A 15965-nucleotide genomic window follows, 5' to 3' on the forward strand; every position below is an offset into this window, starting at 1 on the left:
CCGAAGCCCCTCTTTTCAACGACTTACAGACGTCAGTAGAAGTCTGTAGATCATAACTTGGAGCGGGAAACGAGACTCGAACTCGCGACCCCGACCTTGGCAAGGTCGTGCTCTACCAACTGAGCTATTCCCGCAATGGCGTCCCCTAGGGGACTCGAACCCCTGTTACCGCCGTGAAAGGGCGGTGTCCTAGGCCACTAGACGAAGGGGACGCGGCCCGGAACTTACAACAGCTTTTCCGGCTTCTTCGCTCTGCCTTGCGGCTTTCGCGTCGAAGTGGCGCGCATTCTATGGATGCTTTCAGGGGGCGTCAACCCTTATGGAAAATATTTTTTAAATCAAAGACTTCAGGGCATTTTGTGATCCCCTGCTATGAGCGCTGGCGGCAAGCCATTACACTCGAAGAAAACCCTTAAGGGAGATCCACAGGTGTCGCCACTCGTCATTACCGCATTGGTTGTCGTCGGCATCGCCCTCCTGGTGGCCATCGTCTTCATCAATCAACAGATGGAGAGCCGCAAACTGGAGAAGGCCCGGCAGAAAGCGGATTTGCTCGATCGCTACAGACGCTGCTCGGAAATCTCCGAGACCCTGCCCGGTCAATTCATCTCCCCCGCCCTCAAACTTCTCCTTTCGCGCTTCGAGCTCAGTCTCGGCGAGCGCCTGCTCGCACTGGACAAGTCCAATGCCCAGATCGGCGAGCGCGTCACCGAACTGCGCCGCCTGGTCGGCCAGGGTGAAGCCATCCAGGTACGCAATGCGCCGCAGATCATCCTGACCGAAGCCAAGGCCAAGGACGTGCGCTTCCTCTTCGAAGCGCTGCACGCACAGATCACCCGTTTCGCCCAGGAAGGCCAGCTGCCGCGCAACGACGCCCAGCGCTGGGTCAAGGAAATCCGTCACCTGCTGACCCTGCTGCACATCGAGTTCTTCGGCAACCTCGGCCAGCAGGCCCTGCAACAAGGGCAGCCACGCCAGGCGCGGCTGGCCTTCGAGCGCGGCGTGCAATACCTGCAGAAGCAACCGGAGCTCGGCCGCTATCAGGCGCAACTGCAACAGATGGAGCAGCAGCTCAACCGCGCCAACGCCCTGGTCCTGGAAAGCAGCGCACCGGTGGAACAGGAGCCCAACGAGCTGACCGACGGCCTGAAAGCCCTCGACGAAGACGATATCTGGCGCAAGAAGAACCTCTACGACGACTGACAGTCGCTTCGCCAGCCAGCCCCTGCAACCAGGAGACAGCATGAGCCTGATCCTTTATGGCGCTCCCCTTTCACCCTTCGTCCGCAAGGTCCGCGTGTTCCTTGCCGAGAAAGGCCTGGACCACCAGCTGGAGAACGTCGATCCGTTCAACCAGCCGGACTGGTACGCCGAGCTGAACCCGCTGCGGCGCATCCCGGCGCTGCGCGATGGCGACATGACCCTCGCCGACTCCAGCGTCATCTGCCATTACCTGGAAGAGCGCAACCCCGAGCTCGCTGCCCTGTGCGGCAATGGCGCCCTGTCCCGCGCACGGGTCAGCTGGCTGGAAAAGTACGCCGACTATGAAGTAGCACCACTGGCCACCTTCACCGTGTTCCGCAACCGCCTGCTCAAGCCCCTGCTGGGCAAGCTGTGTGACGAGGCGGCAGTAAAAGGCGCTATGCAGGAGAAGCTGCCGGGGCACTTCGACTATCTGGAACGCACCCTGGGCGATGCCGACTACTTCGTCGACAACCAATTCAGCCTGGCCGACATCGCCATCGCCTGCCAACTGGTGAACATGCGCCACGGCGGAGAGAGCCTCGACAGCCAGCGCTGGCCGCGTCTGGCAGCGCACCTGGAACGCGTGCTGCAGCGCCCTGCCCTGCAACCCATCCTCGATGGCGAGCGCAAGATCATCGAGAAAATCCGCGCCAGAATCGCGCAAACCCCGGCCTGAACGAAAAAGCCCCGCCTCGCAGACTGTGTGAAAACCTAGCTGTCTGAGCACAAGCCAAAGACAATGCCCGTATCGATCGATACGGGCATTGTCGTTCATGGGCAATATCCGCGGTGAAGGGCGTGATCAGGGCAGCTTGTTTCCAGTGTCGCTGGATGAGTGGGCTCCCGAAGAACATCTGGTCCGCGTGATCGAGGCCTACGTGGCCCGGCTGGATTTGCAGCGGCTGGGCTTCACGGCGCAAGCACCTGAGCCTGGCGCCGATCCATCGTCGAGCACCCTTTCGGCAACTTGAAACAGTGGATATTCGGCAACGGCCGCTTCCTGCTCCGACAGCTAGTGGGAGCCAGGACAGAGATGGCCCTGGCCGTGCAGGCCTACAACCTCAAGCGTGCGATTCAGGTACTCGGTGCGCGTCGCCTGATCGAGTTGATGGGCTGAGCCCTCAGAAAAGCAAACGCCCCGAACCAGTCGGGGCGCTTGCTTAGCCTTGCTCACAGCGTGTTTTCACACAGTCTGAGATGCGGGGCTTTTTCTTGGAGGGCGAATCAGCAGTCGGTCAAGCGCAGGAAGATCGCCGTCAGACGCTCGATTCCGACTTGGTCCTCAGCGCTGAAGCGACCGACGCTCGGGCTGTCCAGATCGAGCACACCGATCAGCCGACCGTCCTTGAGCAACGGCACCACCAGCTCGCTGTTCGAAGCGCTGTCGCAAGCGATGTGTCCGGGGAACGCGTGCACGTCTTCGACCCGCAGGGTCTCGCGAGTACGCGCGGCGGCACCGCAAACGCCCTTGCTGAAGGGAATGCGCACGCAGGCCACCTTGCCCTGGAACGGGCCAAGCACCAGCTCTTCGTTGCGATTGAGGTAGAAGCCGGCCCAGTTGAGGTCGCCCAGCTCGTGGAACAGGAAGGCCGAGAACTGCGCGGCGTTGGCGATGAAGTCGCGCTCGTCGGCGAACAGCGACTCCACCTGGGCAGCGAGCATTTCGTAGCCGGCCAGGCCGGCGCCAGTCTGTTGCAGATCGATCATGCCTGCTCTCCTTCCAGCAATTGCTTGCCCACCCAGTAACGGGCGAACTGATAGGCACAACGGCCATTGCGGTTGCCGCGCCCCAGGGCCCAGCGTACGGCTTCCTTCTCCAGCGCTTCGTCCCAGACGAACTTCAGCCCGGACTTGCCGGCCAGCGACTCGACCCAGTGCTGCACCACGCTGAGGAAATGCTCCTGGGTGAAGGGATAGAAGGAGAGCCAGAGGCCGAAGCGGTCGGACAGGGCAATCTTGTCCTCCACCGCCTCGTTCGGATGCAGCTCGCCGTCGACCATCTGCCAGTTGTCGTTGTCGCTCTGCTTCTCCGACACCAGGTGGCGGCGGTTCGAGGTGGCGTATAGCAGCACGTTGTCCGGCGCTTGCTCCAGCGAGCCGTCGAGCACGCTCTTGAGCACGCGATAGTCGCCTTCGCCGGCATCGAACGAGAGGTCGTCGCAGAACAGCACGAAACGCTGCGGGCACCCGGCCAGCTGTTCGACCACGCGCGGCAGATCGGCCAGGTGATCGCGCTCGATCTCGATCAGGCGCAGCCCGGCGCCGGCCAGCTCGGCCAGCAGCGCGCGCACCAGCGAGGATTTGCCGGTGCCGCGGGCGCCCCACAGCAGCGCGTGGTTGGCGGGCTTGCCGGCGACGAACTGGCGGGGGTTGCGTGCCAGCTGGTCGCGCTGCTTGTCGACCCCGAGCAGGTCGTCAAGGCGCAGGTCGAGATTGACGTTCAGCCCCTGCAGGTAGCCGCTGCGGCCGTCGTGGTGCCAGCGCGCGGCCAGGCATTGCTGCCAGTCGATCGACTCGCGCACTGCCGGTAGCAGCGGCTCCAGGCGGGCCAGCACCCCTTCGGCGCGAGCCAGGAAATCATTCAGACGGGAATCCACGACAGTCTCCATTGATATGCGGCAACAGGATCACGAACAGGCCAGCGACAGCGCCATGCGCCCCTGCCGACAAGCGATGGGGTTGGGCTATGCTAGGCGCCAGCTCAGCACACTCGAGGCGAAGTACCGCCGCTCATGGATATCGCGCTAACCCATCGCCTCTCGTTCAAGCAGGCCAGCCTGACGGTGCTGGTGGCGTTTCTTCTCGGCACCCTGCTCAGCCTGATCCAGGTGGGCGTCGATTATGCCAGCCAGGACGCCTCTATCAACCGCGAAGTGCGAGCCCTGCTCGATGTCAGCCACAACCCTGCGGCCCGCATTGCCTACAACATCGACGCCGAGCTCGCCCAGGAACTGGTAGTCGGCCTGCTGCGCTCACCGGCGGTCATCCGCGCAGAAATCATCGACAGCGCCAACGTGGCCCTGGCCAGCGCCAGCCGCCCGCCGGCGGAAAGCCGCTTGCGCGGACTGAGCGACTTCCTCTTCGGGCAAATGCGCGCCTTCGAGGAACCGCTGAACATCGAGCACTCCCCCAGCGAATCGCTCGGCGTCCTGCGGCTGGAAATCGACACCTTCGTCTTCGGCAACGACTTCCTGCGCCGCGCGGGCATGACGCTACTCTCCGGCTTCGTCCGCAGCTTGCTGCTGTCGCTGATCCTTCTGGTGCTGTTCTACGCCTTGCTGACCAAACCGCTGGTGAGCCTGATCGACGTCCTCAGCCGCCACGACCCGCGCTCGCCCAAGCGCCTGCGCCTGCCCTGCCCCAGCGGCCACGAGCGCGACGAGATTGGCGTGCTGGTCGAGGTCACCAACCGCCAGCTCAGCCACATTGCGGTGGAGATGGAGCAGCGCCGCGAGGCCGAAGACCGCCTCACCCAGTACCTGGCCGAACTGGAGAACATAGTCGCGGCACGCACCGCTGAACTGAAAGCGGCCAACGCCCGCCTGACCCTGTCGAACCAGGAACTGGACCGCGCACGCCAGACCGCCCTGAACATGGCCCAGGCGCGCGCCAACTTCCTGGCCAGCATGAGCCACGAGATCCGCACCCCGCTCAACGGCCTGCTGGGCATGCTCGGCCTGGCCCTCGACGGCCCGCTGAGCCACGAACAGCGCCAGCAGCTGTCGATCGCCCATGACTCGGGCAAGGTACTGGTGGAGCTGCTCAACGACGTGCTCGACCTGTCCAAGTTCGAATCCGGCCAGCTGGAACTGGAGAAGATCCCGTTCGACCTCGCCACCCTGGTCGAGGACACCGCCAACCTGCTGTCGCAGAATGCAGCTCCTGCGGTGGAACTCACCTGCCTGATCAGCCCCGAACTGCCGGCGCAACTGGAAGGCGACCCCACGCGCGTGCGCCAGGTGGTGAGCAACCTGCTGTCGAACGCGCTCAAGTTCACCCGCCTGGGCCGTGTCGACGTATGCGTCGAACCCACGGAGAGTGGCGTGCGTATCCTCGTCCGCGACACCGGCATAGGCATCGCCGCCGACGCCCTGCCGCGGATCTTCCAGCCCTTCACCCAAGCCGACGCCGGCATCACCCGCCAGTTCGGCGGTACTGGCCTGGGCCTTGCGCTGACGCGCAAGCTTTGCGAAGCGATGGAAGGCGAACTATTGGTCAGCTCGCAACCGGGAATGGGCAGCGAGTTCAGCGCGGTCTTGCCGTTGAAGGCACTGACGCCAGCGCAATCCCTTCCCCCTCTGCAGGGCCGACTGATCGTGCAATGCAGCGCGCGCAGCGGACTGGCCGAGATGCTGCAGACCTGGCTGCCACGGTGGGGCCTGGAATATCGCCGCCTCGACATCGACGCCAGTCTGGCCGGCGTCGAGCTGGACGTGCTCGTCTCCGACTGCCCGGACTGCCTGCTGGGTCTGCGCCAGGCGCTGCGCAACTGCCCGGTGCTGCTGGTCACCGCCTACGGCAGCTTCCTCGACACCGACCTGGTGCAGCGCATGGCGCCACTGCGCCAGCTCGCCCGCCCACTCGGCCGTGCCGCCCTGCATCAGGCATTGCAGCAGGCGCTCAGCCCGCAGCCACAGCCCACGCCGGGCACCCCACGCCGGCTCCACGGCAGCGGTTGTTCGACTCGCGTACTGCTGGTGGAAGACAACCCGGTCAACCAGCTGGTCGCCAAGGGCTTGCTGCAGAAACTCGGCTGCCAGGTTCGGGTGGCCGCCAATGGCGAGGAGGCGCTGAGCGCGCTCGAGCAGGATGACGTCGAGATGGTGCTGATGGACTGCAACATGCCGTTGATGAACGGCTACGAGGCGACCCGGCGCATCCGCGAGAACCCGCGCTGGCAAGGCATGCCGATCATTGCCCTGACCGCCAACGCCCTGCCCGACGAACGCGAGCGCTGCCGCGCGGCGGGTATGGACGACTACCTGGCCAAGCCTTTCCACCGCGACGAGATGGCCGCGATGCTGGAGCGCTGGGGCCGGCCTCGCATGGGGATATAGCGCACCGGCGCCCAACGACTCGAGCGCAGCCCTAGCCTTCGAGCTCGATCAGCTGCTGGAGCAGATCACCCAGGCGCTGGTGCAGCTCGTCCATCGCCTGTGGGTCCAGGCCGCTGTCGCAGACCAGTTCGTCGCGCAGCGGAAGCACCTTTTCACGCATGGCCTCGCCGGCTTCGGTCAAGCTAAGGTGCACTTCGCGCTCATCCGCACGAGCGCGACGCCGCTGCACCAGACCAAGCTGCTCCAGGCGCTTGAGCAGCGGTGTCAGGGTGCCGGAATCGAGCATCAGCCGCTCGCCCAACGCCTTCACCGACGGCTGCTCCGGCGGCTTGGCCTGCCACTCCCAGAGCACCAGCATCACCAGGTACTGCGGGTAGGTCAGGCCCAGCGCCTCGAGCATCGGCCGGTAGCCGCGAATGATCGCCCGCGAGGCGGCGTATAGGCGGAAGCACAGCTGGGTGTCCAGCAGCAGCGCATGTTCCCTACCCTTGTCGCTCATCGCAGCAGCGCTTCGATCTCGGCGGTGAGCTCTTCGGGCTTGGTGATCGGCGCAAAGCGCTTGACCTTGCCGCCATCGCTGCTGATGAGGAACTTGGTGAAGTTCCACTTGATGCCCGAACTGCCGAACATGCCCGGCGCGCGCTTCTTCAACTGCACGTAGAGCGGGTGGGCGTCGGCGCCGTTCACGTCGATTTTCTTGAACAGCGGGAAGCTGACACCGAAGTTCAGCTCGCAGAACTGCGAGATCTCGCCTTCATTGCCCGGCTCCTGCTTGCCGAACTGGTTGCAGGGGAAACCCAGAACCACCAGCCCCTTGTCGCGGTATTTCTCCCACAGCTCCTCCAGGCCCTTGTACTGCGGGGTGAAGCCGCACTTGCTGGCCGTGTTCACCACCAGCAGGGCCTTGCCACCGAAATCGGCGAGGGTTTTCTGCTCGCCCTTGATGGTCGTGCAGGGGATGTTCAGCAGTGCATCGCTCATGGGAGTGACTCCTGGAAAGAAAAGGTGGGATAAAAATAGAGAGCAATTGAATTGTGTGCAACTTAATTTGCGCAAAAAAAAGCCCGTCGCTGATCGACGGGCTTTTCGGCAGCGCCTGTCAGGCGCGCGGCACCAACTTCAGCGAGGCCGAATTGATGCAGTAGCGCAGCCCGGTCGGTCGCGGCCCATCGGGAAACACATGCCCCAGATGCGACTCGCAGGCGCCACAGCGCACTTCAATGCGATGCATGCCGTGGCTGAAGTCCTCGTACTCGGTGATGGCCTCTTTCGACACCGGTTGGAAATAGCTCGGCCAACCGCTGCCGGAATCGTACTTGGCATCCGAGTCGAAGAGCGCCGCGCCACAGCACACGCAGTGGTAGATCCCCGGCGTCTTGGTGGCGTAGTACTCGCCGGTGAAGGCACGCTCGGTGCCGCCCAGGCGGCAGATGTGGAACTGCTGCTCATCGAGTTCCTCGCGCCAGCTGTCCAGGGGCTTCTCGATCTTTTCCATCGCTGTACCTCGCAAGCTTGAAAAAAGCCCGACCAGTCCCTTTTCCGGGAATCGGGCCGCACGTATGATGCGTGACGTCTTCGGTGGATGCAGAATCTGCCGCGCAAGGAGCTCCTCGCGATAAAAATGCCTTTTAAAAGGCATTTTTTCGTTCATATCTCCGTTTTCCAGGCGATTTTTCAGTTTCACCGCCAGAATGCGCGATCTTCCGCAGCCGCCAGTAGACGCCAGTCTGTCACCCGCGTTACAGCCTGCCAAGGCAAGCGCTGCGCGCGGGAACCTTTACCTCGGGAACGCCACATCATGCAGGTCAGCAAATCGAACAAGCTCGCCAACGTCTGCTACGACATCCGCGGGCCGGTGCTCAAGCACGCCAAACGCCTGGAAGAGGAAGGCCATCGCATCCTCAAGCTGAACATCGGCAACCCGGCGCCGTTCGGTTTCGAGGCCCCCGACGAAATCCTCCAGGACGTCATCCGCAACCTGCCGACTGCCCAGGGCTACAGCGACTCCAAGGGCCTGTTCAGCGCGCGCAAGGCGGTGATGCAGTACTACCAGCAGAAGCAGGTGGAAGGTGTCGGCATCGAGGACATCTACCTGGGCAATGGCGTGTCCGAGCTGATCGTCATGGCCCTGCAGGCGCTGCTGAACAACGGTGACGAAGTGCTCATCCCGGCACCCGACTATCCGCTGTGGACCGCCTCGGTGGCGCTGTCCGGCGGCAAGCCGGTGCACTACCTGTGCGACGAGCAGTCCGGCTGGTTCCCCGACATCGCCGACATGAAGGCCAAGATCACCAGCAACACCAAGGCGCTGGTGCTGATCAACCCGAACAACCCGACCGGCGCGGTGTACTCGAAAGAAGTCCTGCTCGACATCGTCGAACTGGCTCGCCAGCACAACCTGGTGATCTTCTCCGACGAGATCTACGACAAGATCCTCTACGACGAAGCCGTGCACATCTCCACCGCCTCGCTGGCGCCGGACGTGCTCTGCCTGACCTTCAACGGCCTGTCCAAGTCCTACCGCGTGGCCGGCTTCCGCTCCGGCTGGATCGCCATCTCCGGGCCCAAGCACAAGGCACAGAGCTACATCGAGGGCCTGGATATCCTGGCCAACATGCGCCTGTGCGCCAACGTGCCGAGCCAGCACGCCATCCAGACCGCGCTCGGCGGCTACCAGAGCATCAACGACCTGGTCCTGCCCGGCGGCCGCCTGCTGGAGCAACGCAACCGCGCCTGGGAACTGCTCAACGACATCCCCGGGATCAGCTGCGTCAAGCCGATGGGTGCGCTCTATGCCTTCCCGCGCATTGACCCGAAGGTTTGCCCGATCCACAACGACGAAAAGTTCGTCCTCGACCTGCTGCTCTCGGAAAAGCTGCTGATCGTCCAGGGCACCGCCTTCAACTGGCCGTGGCCGGACCATTTCCGCGTGGTCACCCTGCCCCGCGTCGACGACCTGGAACAGGCCATCGGCCGCATCGGCAGCTTCCTCAAGACCTATCGCCAGTAATGGCCTGACCCGGCGGCGGACACCAGCACCATGGATTTGCAGATCGACGATTTCTACAAGGACGTTGCCGCCGGGATGCTCGCGCTCTACCAGGCGTTCCCGCGCAAGATCGGGCTCTACGTCGAGGACCTGATCGGCCGCGAGGAGCCCGACGAATTCGGCCTGCCGAGCAACCGCCACCAGGCCTGCCTGGGCGCCCTGCTGTGGCTGGCCGACGAAGGCTACCTGCGCTTCGAAAGCACCGTCCGCCACGAGGCTCTGGACCAGGCGGTACTCAGCGAAAAAGGCTTCCTGCGCCTGAGCCGCACCGTGCCCCACGCGCTGCACGACGACCCGCAGCTGCCGCCCAGCGTGCGACGCCAACAGGCCAGCCTCGCCCAGCAGTTGCGCGCCGCTTTGGCCGAGCGACACGGCGAGCGCGTGGCGCGCCTGGCACGGCTACTCTTCGAGAGCGGGTCGGCCGGCCAAGAGACATAGTTTGAAATAGTCCCCGCATTGAATCCCCTGGGGGCCGACCGTATATACCGCGCATAATTCAGCCCCGTTCCGCAGCGCCTGCGCCCGGAACACGACGGTACGCCCCTGCGTGCCGTGCGTCCAAGCCGCGAGGAGAAGTCTTACCCATGATGCGCATCCTGTTGTTCCTGGCCACCAACCTGGCAGTTCTGGTGATCGCCAGCATCACCCTGAAGCTGCTCGGCGTGGACCGTTTCACCGGCCAGAATGACCCGGCACAGAAATCACCACCCACCCGCCCCCCCGCCACGAACAGTGGCTGCTGCAGACCGTCGAAGAGCTGTCTCGCGAAGCCGGCATCAAGATGCCCGAAGTGGGCATCTTCCCGGCTTACGAAGCCAACGCCTTCGCCACCGGCTGGAACCGCAACGATGCCCTGGTCGCCGTCAGCCAGGGCCTGCTGGAGCGCTTCTCGCCCGAAGAAGTGAAAGCCGTGCTGGCCCACGAGATCGGCCACGTCGCCAACGGCGACATGGTCACCCTGGCGCTGATCCAGGGCGTGGTGAACACCTTCGTGATGTTCTTCGCGCGGATCTTCGGCAACTTCGTCGACAAGGTCCTGCTGAAGAACGAGGAAGGCCCGGGCATCGGCTACTTCGTCGCGACCATCTTCGCCGAGCTGGTGCTGGGCATTCTCGCCAGCATCATCGTCATGTGGTTCTCGCGCCGCCGCGAGTTCCGCGCTGACGCTGCCGGCGCACACCTGGCGGGGACCAACGCGATGATCGCCGCGCTGCAGCGCCTGCGCGCCGAATCCGGCGTGCCGGTGCAGATGCCCGACAGCCTGACCGCGTTCGGCATCAGCAGTGGTCCGAAGCATGGCCTGGCCGGCCTGCTGATGAGCCACCCGCCGCTGGAAGAGCGCATCGAAGCGCTGCGTAACGCGCGCTAATCGCAACGGCAAAAAAAGGGCGACCCACGGGTCGCCCTTTTCATTTCTCCACCCCTACTCCCGCTGCAGACGGAACACCACCTCGTCCAGGCGCTGCACGCCGCGCGCAGCGAACTTGGCGTTTTGCGCCAAGGCATCGACGCGCTCCAGCTCTTGCAGCTGCCAGCCCAGGAAACGCTCGCGCACCTCATCTGCCAGCACAGCGAACGGCGGACCTGCCATCTGCTCCTGCGGATATTCGAGGGTGATCAGCAGACCGCTCAGCTCGTGCGGCAGGATCGCGGACAGATGCCGCGCATAGTCGGGGCGCATGTCGGGCGGCAAAGCGATAAGCGCCGCGCGGTCGTAGAGCGCATGGCAAGCCTGTACGTCGCCCGGCTGCAGATCGAAGAAATCGCCCTGGAGAATTTCGATGTCGCCATGGCTGTAGCTGCGCAAGGCACCCTTTTGCTCTACACGGGGCTCGCAGCCCAGCTCGGCGAAAAAGTCCAGCACGGCTCGTTCTGCAAGTTCGACACCGAGTACCGGATAACCCTGTCGCGCCAACCAGAGCATATCCAGCGACTTGCCGCATAGCGGCACCATCACGCGCGTCCCCGCTTGCAGATTCAGGGACGGCCAGTGGCGAATCAGATAGGGATTGACCTCCGGAAGATGGAAGCCGATTTCGTTGCGCGACCAGCGCGCCTGCCAGAAGTCGTGCTGCATGGCGATGCGTTTCCTGTAACACAGCAAGCGACAGGGTCGTCGCCGCGAAGGCAGGCATCATCGCCCAGGAATGGGCGCCGAACTAGTGGCCCCGCAACAGCGGCGAGCGCATTGGCCACGGCAACCAGGCGCGACGCGCGCGCGGAGCTTCGACTTCCTGGATCTCCCAGCTCACCCGCCCGTTGACGATGCGCCGTACCCGCAGCTCGGTGCCGTCGGCCAGCAGCAGGCGATCCCCTTCGCGCAGGACGATTTCTTGAACGGGGTGCGACATGAACGGAACCTCGGGTACGGAATGAAACGGCATTCGCGCGGCGGCCGACTTTCCCTGGCCCGGACTTCCTTCGAGAGCAGCATGCCGCAGCGCCTGCACGTCGGCGACTCGTTGACGCCAGGATTGCGACGCGCCCGACACAACGACCTGGTGCCTCGCTCCGAACGTGAATGGCGACAGGGTTTTCAGAGCCCGCGACCGGCGAAAGGTTCCAGCAAAAGACCAGGCTGCGGCAGCGTGACGCAATCGAATTAACGGATGGTTATGGTCGAAAACCCATACTGGAATTCGATACCTCGCAGCGGGAACATAGGGTCATTCCCTATCGGATAGGAGGTTCCATGCTCCCTGCCCTGTTCATTTCCCACGGCTCCCCAATGCTCGCCCTGGAGCTTGGTGCCAGCGAGGCCCCCTCAAGCGCCTGGCCGCCGAATTGCCGCGTCCGCGCGCGATCCTGGTGGTTTCGGCGCACTGGGAAACGCCAGACCTGCGCGTCACTGCCAATCCGCAACCGCAAACCTGGCACGACTTCTACGGTTTCCCAACAGCACTCTACGAAGTGCAGTACCCGGCCGCAGGCTCGCCTGAACTCGCCCAGCGGGTCGTCGACCTGCTCGCCGCCGATCAATTGCCCGCCACCCTCGACCCCGAGCGTCCGCTGGACCATGGCGCCTGGGTGCCGCTGAGCCTGATGTATCCCGCGGCCGACATCCCGGTCGTGCAGCTCTCCCTGCCCAGCCGGGTCGGCCCGCGCCTGCAGGACCGCGTCGGCAAGGCGCTGCGCCAGTTGCGCGAGGAAGGCTTCCTGCTGATCGGTTCGGGGAGCATTACCCACAACCTGGGCGAACTGGACTGGCGCGCCGGCCCGGACGTCGTCGAGCCCTGGGCCCAGGCCTTCCGCGACTGGATGGTGGAAAAACTGCAGGCCAACGACGACGAGGCCCTGTTCGACTACCGTCGCCGCGCGCCTTCTGCAGCTCGCAACCATCCGAGCGACGAGCACCTGCTGCCGCTGTACTTCGCCCGCGGTGCCGGCGGCGTGCCGATGCACATCGAACACGCGGGATTCACCCTCGGCGCGCTGGGGATGGACATCTACCGCTTCGGCTGAGTATTTCTCCCGCCCATGAAAAAGCCCCGCCTAGGCGGGGCTTTTGCGTTGCAGCGCGAAGACTCAGTCTTCTCGGTAGCGGCGCAGACGCAGGGCCTTGCCGGCAACGCGAGTGTCCTTGAGCTTGGTCAGCAGACGCTCCAGGCCCTCTTCCGGCAGCTCGATGAGGCTGAAGGTTTCGCGGATCTGGATGCGGCCGATGGCCTCGCGGGACAGACCACCCTCGTTGAGGATGGCGCCCAGCAGGTTCTTCGCCGCCACGCCATCGCGCGCGCCCAGGGCGGTGCGGCAGCGGGCCTTGCCTTCGCTTGGCGGAGCCATCGGACGACCCGGGGCGGAGGAACGCTCGCCGCTACGCTCCGGACGCTCACGGCGCTCGAAACGTTCGCCACGCTCGCCACCACGATCGCTACGCTCGCGCGGGGCGGCCGGGGTCAGCGGTTGCTCGCGGCGGACCGACTCAAGGTCCAGCGCCTTGCCTTCGGTGAGCTTGGCCAGCAGCACGGCGGCCAGGGTTTCCATGTCGGTGCCCAGGCGGCGGATCAGCTCGTCGCGCACGGCGCCACGGTTGGCCACGGCGGTTTCCAGCAGCGGTTGCAGGCTGTTGGCCAGGCGGCTCAGACGCGCTTCGAGCACGGTTTCGGTGTCCGGCAGGCGTACTTCGCCGACCTTCTGCCCGGTCACACGCTCGATCACCTGCAGCATGCGGCGCTCGCGCGGAGTCACCAGCAGCAGCGCGCGACCTTCGCGGCCGGCACGGCCGGTACGGCCGATGCGGTGCACGTAGGACTCGGGGTCGTACGGCATGTCGATGTTCAGCACGTGGGTGATGCGCGCCACATCCAGGCCACGGGCAGCGACGTCGGTGGCGATGACGATGTCCAGCGAGCCGTCTTTCAGCGACTCGATCACGCGCTCACGCTGGGCTTGCGGCATGTCGCCGTTCAGCGCGGCAGCACGGTAGCCCTGGCGCTCGAGGAGCTCGGCGATGTCCAGGGTGGCTTGCTTGGTGCGGACGAAGCCGATCAGCGCGTCGAACTGCTCGACTTCCAGCAGACGCAGGATCGAGGCGGCCTTCTGGTCGGCGTGGACCATCAGGTGGGCCTGCTCGATGCGGGCGACGGTCTGGGTCTTGGCAGCGATGCGGACGTGCTTGGGTTCTTTCAGGTGACGCTCGGCGATGCTGCGGATCGAGGCCGGCAGGGTCGCGGAGAACAGCACGGTCTGACGGCTTTCCGGCATGGCTTCGAAGATCACTTCGAGGTCGTCCATGAAGCCGAGCTTGAGCATCTCGTCAGCTTCGTCGAGGACCAGGCGCTCGACGGTGGCCAGCAGGTTTTCGTCGCGGCGCAGGTGGTCGCACAGGCGGCCGGGGGTCGCTACCAGCACTTGCGCGCCTTGGCGCAGGGCCTTGAGCTGCGGGCCCATGGGCGCGCCGCCGTAGACGGCGACGACGCCGACGCCCGGCATCTGCTTGGAGTAGGTTTCGCAGGCGGTAGCTACCTGCAGGGCCAGCTCGCGGGTCGGCACGAGGACCAGCACCTGCGGCTCGCGGCGCGCCGGGTCGATCTTCGACAGCAGCGGCAGGGCGAAAGCGGCGGTCTTGCCGGTGCCGGTCTGGGCCTGGCCGATCATGTCGTGGCCTTCGAGGATCACCGGGATCGACTGGGCCTGGATCGGCGACGGCTCTTCGTAGCCGACGGCGGCGATGGCAGCGAGAATACTGGGGTGAATACCGAGTTCGGCGAAGCCGACGGTTTCCTGGGTCATGGGTTTTGCCTCTAAATACATCCGCAAAGACCCAATAGCCATGCTGCGCATGCCCTGTACGACTACGAAGTCACCCAGGCAGCTGGAAGCGGGGATTTGCGATGTGTGCTGTTGGAAGAATGACGTCAAGGAGAGTCCGCGCTAGCGGACGCACGGCCAGAGCCTTGAGCTCCGAAAAATGCGGGATCCCGAACGAGGCCGTGAAAAGGCCGGCGCGCATGATACCGGAAATTCGTCAGGCTTGCGCGCTTTTCCGCTACGATCCGTCGCACGGTAGCAACTTGCAACGTCGCCGGACTGCGCTATACCCATGCAGGCTCCATCCCAGCAGGAACCTGACCGTGAAGCCAGCCAGCGAAAACCGCATCACCAGCGAACACCGGGGCCACCTGCTGGTGCTCGGCCTGAACCGCGCCGAGAAACGCAACGCCTTCGATCAGCGCATGCTCGACGAGCTGGTCCTGGCCCTGGGCGAATACGAGCGCGACCCGAACCTGCGCTGCGCCCTGCTCATCGCCCACGGCGAACACTTCACCGCCGGATTGGACCTGGCCGACGTCGGCGAACGCTTCCGAAAGGGCTGGCAATTGCCGGCAGGCGCCGTCGATCCCTGGGGTACTTTCGGCGGGCCACGCCTGAGTAAACCGCTGATGGTCGCCGCGCAGGGTTACTGCTTCACCATTGGCATCGAATTGATGCTGGCCGCCGATATCTGCTTGTGCGCGAGCAATGCGCGGTTCGCACAGATGGAAGTACGCCGCGGTCTTTTCCCCTTCGGCGGCGCCACGCTCCGCCTCCCCCAGACCGCCGGCTGGGGCAACGCCATGCGCTGGCTGCTCACCGGCGACGAATTCGATGCCCATGAGGCGTACCGGCTGGGTCTGGTCCAGGAAATCTGGGCACCCGAAGAGCTCCTGCCAAACGCCCTGAAAACTCGCCGCCCGCGTCGCGAGCCGAGCCCCTCTGGCGGTCGGAGCAACCCTCGCTTCGGCACGTCAGGCACTGGAGGAAAGCCAGGATGCTGCGGCCGCGAGCATCCCTGCCAAGGTGCAGGAGCTGATGGCCAGCGCCGATGCCGAAGAAGGGCTGAAAGCCATGCTGGAAAGGCGCGAAGGGAACTTCAGCGGCAATTAGACAAGCAGATAGAAGCAACTTTCGCCGCTCATTAAGCGCTATACACAAGGTAGTAGGGAAAGTTTCCCTACTGCTCTTCCAAGAAGGCAAAACAATTAAATTCAAGCGCTTAAACAAATATCAAAACGACTATATACAAGTTCCAATTTCGCCGATCCCAACAAGGCACTACAACTGAGCCCACTTCAGTTGAAGTGCTCGCCAGACCTGCTGTTCGAGACTTCTCCTGAAATCAGAGCCCTTCAGGG

The 15965-nt window shown here is 64.3% G+C and carries 14 protein-coding genes, 2 tRNA genes and 4 pseudogenes; 10 read left to right on the forward strand and 10 right to left on the reverse strand.

Going from position 1 to position 15965, the window contains the following annotated elements:
• Positions 1–58 precede the first annotated feature (58 nt).
• Both PKB_RS17925 and PKB_RS17930 read right to left on the reverse strand, forming a co-directional pair.
• Positions 59–134 (reverse strand) — tRNA-Gly (locus tag PKB_RS17925).
• Between the two features lie 2 nt (positions 135–136).
• Positions 137–212: transfer RNA gene (locus PKB_RS17930), tRNA-Glu, on the reverse strand.
• A 217-nt stretch (positions 213–429) separates the two neighbouring features.
• On the opposite strand from PKB_RS17930, the gene PKB_RS17935 reads away from it, so the two are divergent.
• From PKB_RS17935 to PKB_RS29645, 4 genes and pseudogenes are all read left to right on the forward strand, one after another.
• Positions 430–1203, forward strand: coding sequence for a hypothetical protein (locus PKB_RS17935; RefSeq protein WP_043253362.1), 774 nt, complete (start codon positions 430–432; stop codon positions 1201–1203).
• Between the two features lie 40 nt (positions 1204–1243).
• Positions 1244–1921, forward strand: a complete 678-nt coding sequence (locus tag PKB_RS17940) for a glutathione S-transferase family protein (RefSeq protein WP_043253363.1) — start codon at positions 1244–1246, stop codon at positions 1919–1921.
• A gap of 97 nt (positions 1922–2018) precedes the next feature.
• Positions 2019–2216 (forward strand): hypothetical protein, encoded by a 198-nt coding sequence (locus PKB_RS29640; RefSeq protein ID WP_156958043.1) that lies wholly within the window; start codon positions 2019–2021, stop codon positions 2214–2216.
• Positions 2180–2362: pseudogene (locus PKB_RS29645) on the forward strand (transposase); the annotation flags it as partial. The gene PKB_RS29640 and the pseudogene PKB_RS29645, both read left to right, overlap by 37 nt.
• A 107-nt stretch (positions 2363–2469) precedes the next feature.
• Here PKB_RS29645 and PKB_RS17945 read toward each other — a convergent pair.
• Positions 2470–2952, reverse strand: a complete 483-nt coding sequence (locus PKB_RS17945) for a GAF domain-containing protein (RefSeq protein ID WP_043253364.1) — start codon at positions 2950–2952, stop codon at positions 2470–2472.
• Positions 2949–3842: an ATP-binding protein gene (locus PKB_RS17950; protein WP_043253365.1), complete on the reverse strand. Its 894-nt coding sequence runs from the start codon at positions 3840–3842 to the stop codon at positions 2949–2951. The genes PKB_RS17945 and PKB_RS17950 overlap by 4 nt, the downstream gene beginning before the upstream one ends.
• 135 nt (positions 3843–3977) lie before the next feature.
• Here PKB_RS17950 and PKB_RS17955 point away from each other — a divergent pair, with 135 nt between their 5' ends.
• Entirely contained in the window at positions 3978–6302 is a 2325-nt protein-coding gene (locus PKB_RS17955; protein ID WP_043253366.1) for a hybrid sensor histidine kinase/response regulator, read from the forward strand.
• A gap of 31 nt (positions 6303–6333) precedes the next feature.
• On the opposite strand, the gene PKB_RS17960 is transcribed toward PKB_RS17955, so the two are convergent.
• The 3 genes from PKB_RS17960 to msrB all read right to left on the reverse strand — a co-directional run bounded on the left by PKB_RS17960 (position 6334) and on the right by msrB (position 7797).
• Entirely contained in the window at positions 6334–6801 is a 468-nt protein-coding gene (locus PKB_RS17960) for a MarR family winged helix-turn-helix transcriptional regulator (RefSeq protein ID WP_043253367.1), read from the reverse strand.
• Positions 6798–7283 carry a glutathione peroxidase gene (locus PKB_RS17965; RefSeq protein WP_043253368.1) on the reverse strand — a complete coding sequence of 162 codons (486 nt, stop codon included), beginning with the start codon at positions 7281–7283 and terminating at the stop codon, positions 6798–6800. Before PKB_RS17965 ends, PKB_RS17960 begins: the two co-directional genes overlap by 4 nt.
• Positions 7284–7401: 118 nt before the next feature.
• Positions 7402–7797: a peptide-methionine (R)-S-oxide reductase MsrB gene (gene msrB / locus PKB_RS17970; protein ID WP_043253369.1), complete on the reverse strand. Its 396-nt coding sequence runs from the start codon at positions 7795–7797 to the stop codon at positions 7402–7404.
• Between the two features lie 303 nt (positions 7798–8100).
• On the opposite strand from msrB, the gene PKB_RS17975 reads away from it, so the two are divergent.
• The 3 genes and pseudogenes from PKB_RS17975 to htpX all read left to right on the forward strand — a co-directional run bounded on the left by PKB_RS17975 (position 8101) and on the right by htpX (position 10720).
• On the forward strand, positions 8101–9312 hold the full coding sequence (locus PKB_RS17975; protein WP_043253370.1) for a pyridoxal phosphate-dependent aminotransferase: 1212 nt from the start codon (positions 8101–8103) through the stop codon (positions 9310–9312).
• A 30-nt stretch (positions 9313–9342) separates the two neighbouring features.
• Positions 9343–9789 (forward strand): hypothetical protein, encoded by a 447-nt coding sequence (locus PKB_RS17980; protein WP_043253371.1) that lies wholly within the window; start codon positions 9343–9345, stop codon positions 9787–9789.
• Between the two features lie 146 nt (positions 9790–9935).
• Positions 9936–10720: pseudogene (gene htpX / locus PKB_RS17985) on the forward strand (protease HtpX).
• Positions 10721–10774: 54 nt separating this feature from the next.
• On the opposite strand, the gene PKB_RS17990 reads toward htpX, so the two are convergent.
• Together PKB_RS17990 and PKB_RS17995 are read right to left on the reverse strand one after the other, a co-directional pair.
• On the reverse strand, positions 10775–11428 hold the full coding sequence (locus PKB_RS17990) for a thiopurine S-methyltransferase (RefSeq protein ID WP_043253372.1): 654 nt from the start codon (positions 11426–11428) through the stop codon (positions 10775–10777).
• Between the two features lie 82 nt (positions 11429–11510).
• A complete protein-coding gene (locus tag PKB_RS17995) occupies positions 11511–11702 on the reverse strand; it encodes a hypothetical protein (protein ID WP_156958044.1) in 192 nt (63 codons plus the stop codon).
• A gap of 341 nt (positions 11703–12043) precedes the next feature.
• Between PKB_RS17995 and PKB_RS18000 the strand changes: the two are divergent.
• Positions 12044–12813 (forward strand): annotated as a pseudogene (locus tag PKB_RS18000) (DODA-type extradiol aromatic ring-opening family dioxygenase).
• A 63-nt stretch (positions 12814–12876) separates the two neighbouring features.
• Here PKB_RS18000 and PKB_RS18005 read toward each other — a convergent pair.
• Complete coding sequence (locus PKB_RS18005) at positions 12877–14583, reverse strand: DEAD/DEAH box helicase (RefSeq protein ID WP_043253374.1); 1707 nt, start codon at positions 14581–14583, stop codon at positions 12877–12879.
• A gap of 341 nt (positions 14584–14924) precedes the next feature.
• Here PKB_RS18005 and PKB_RS18010 point away from each other — a divergent pair.
• A pseudogene (locus tag PKB_RS18010) lies at positions 14925–15717 on the forward strand (crotonase/enoyl-CoA hydratase family protein).
• Positions 15718–15965: the final 248 nt, after the last annotated feature.

This window comes from Pseudomonas knackmussii B13, assembly GCF_000689415.1.
GTDB lineage: Bacteria > Pseudomonadota > Gammaproteobacteria > Pseudomonadales > Pseudomonadaceae > Pseudomonas > Pseudomonas knackmussii.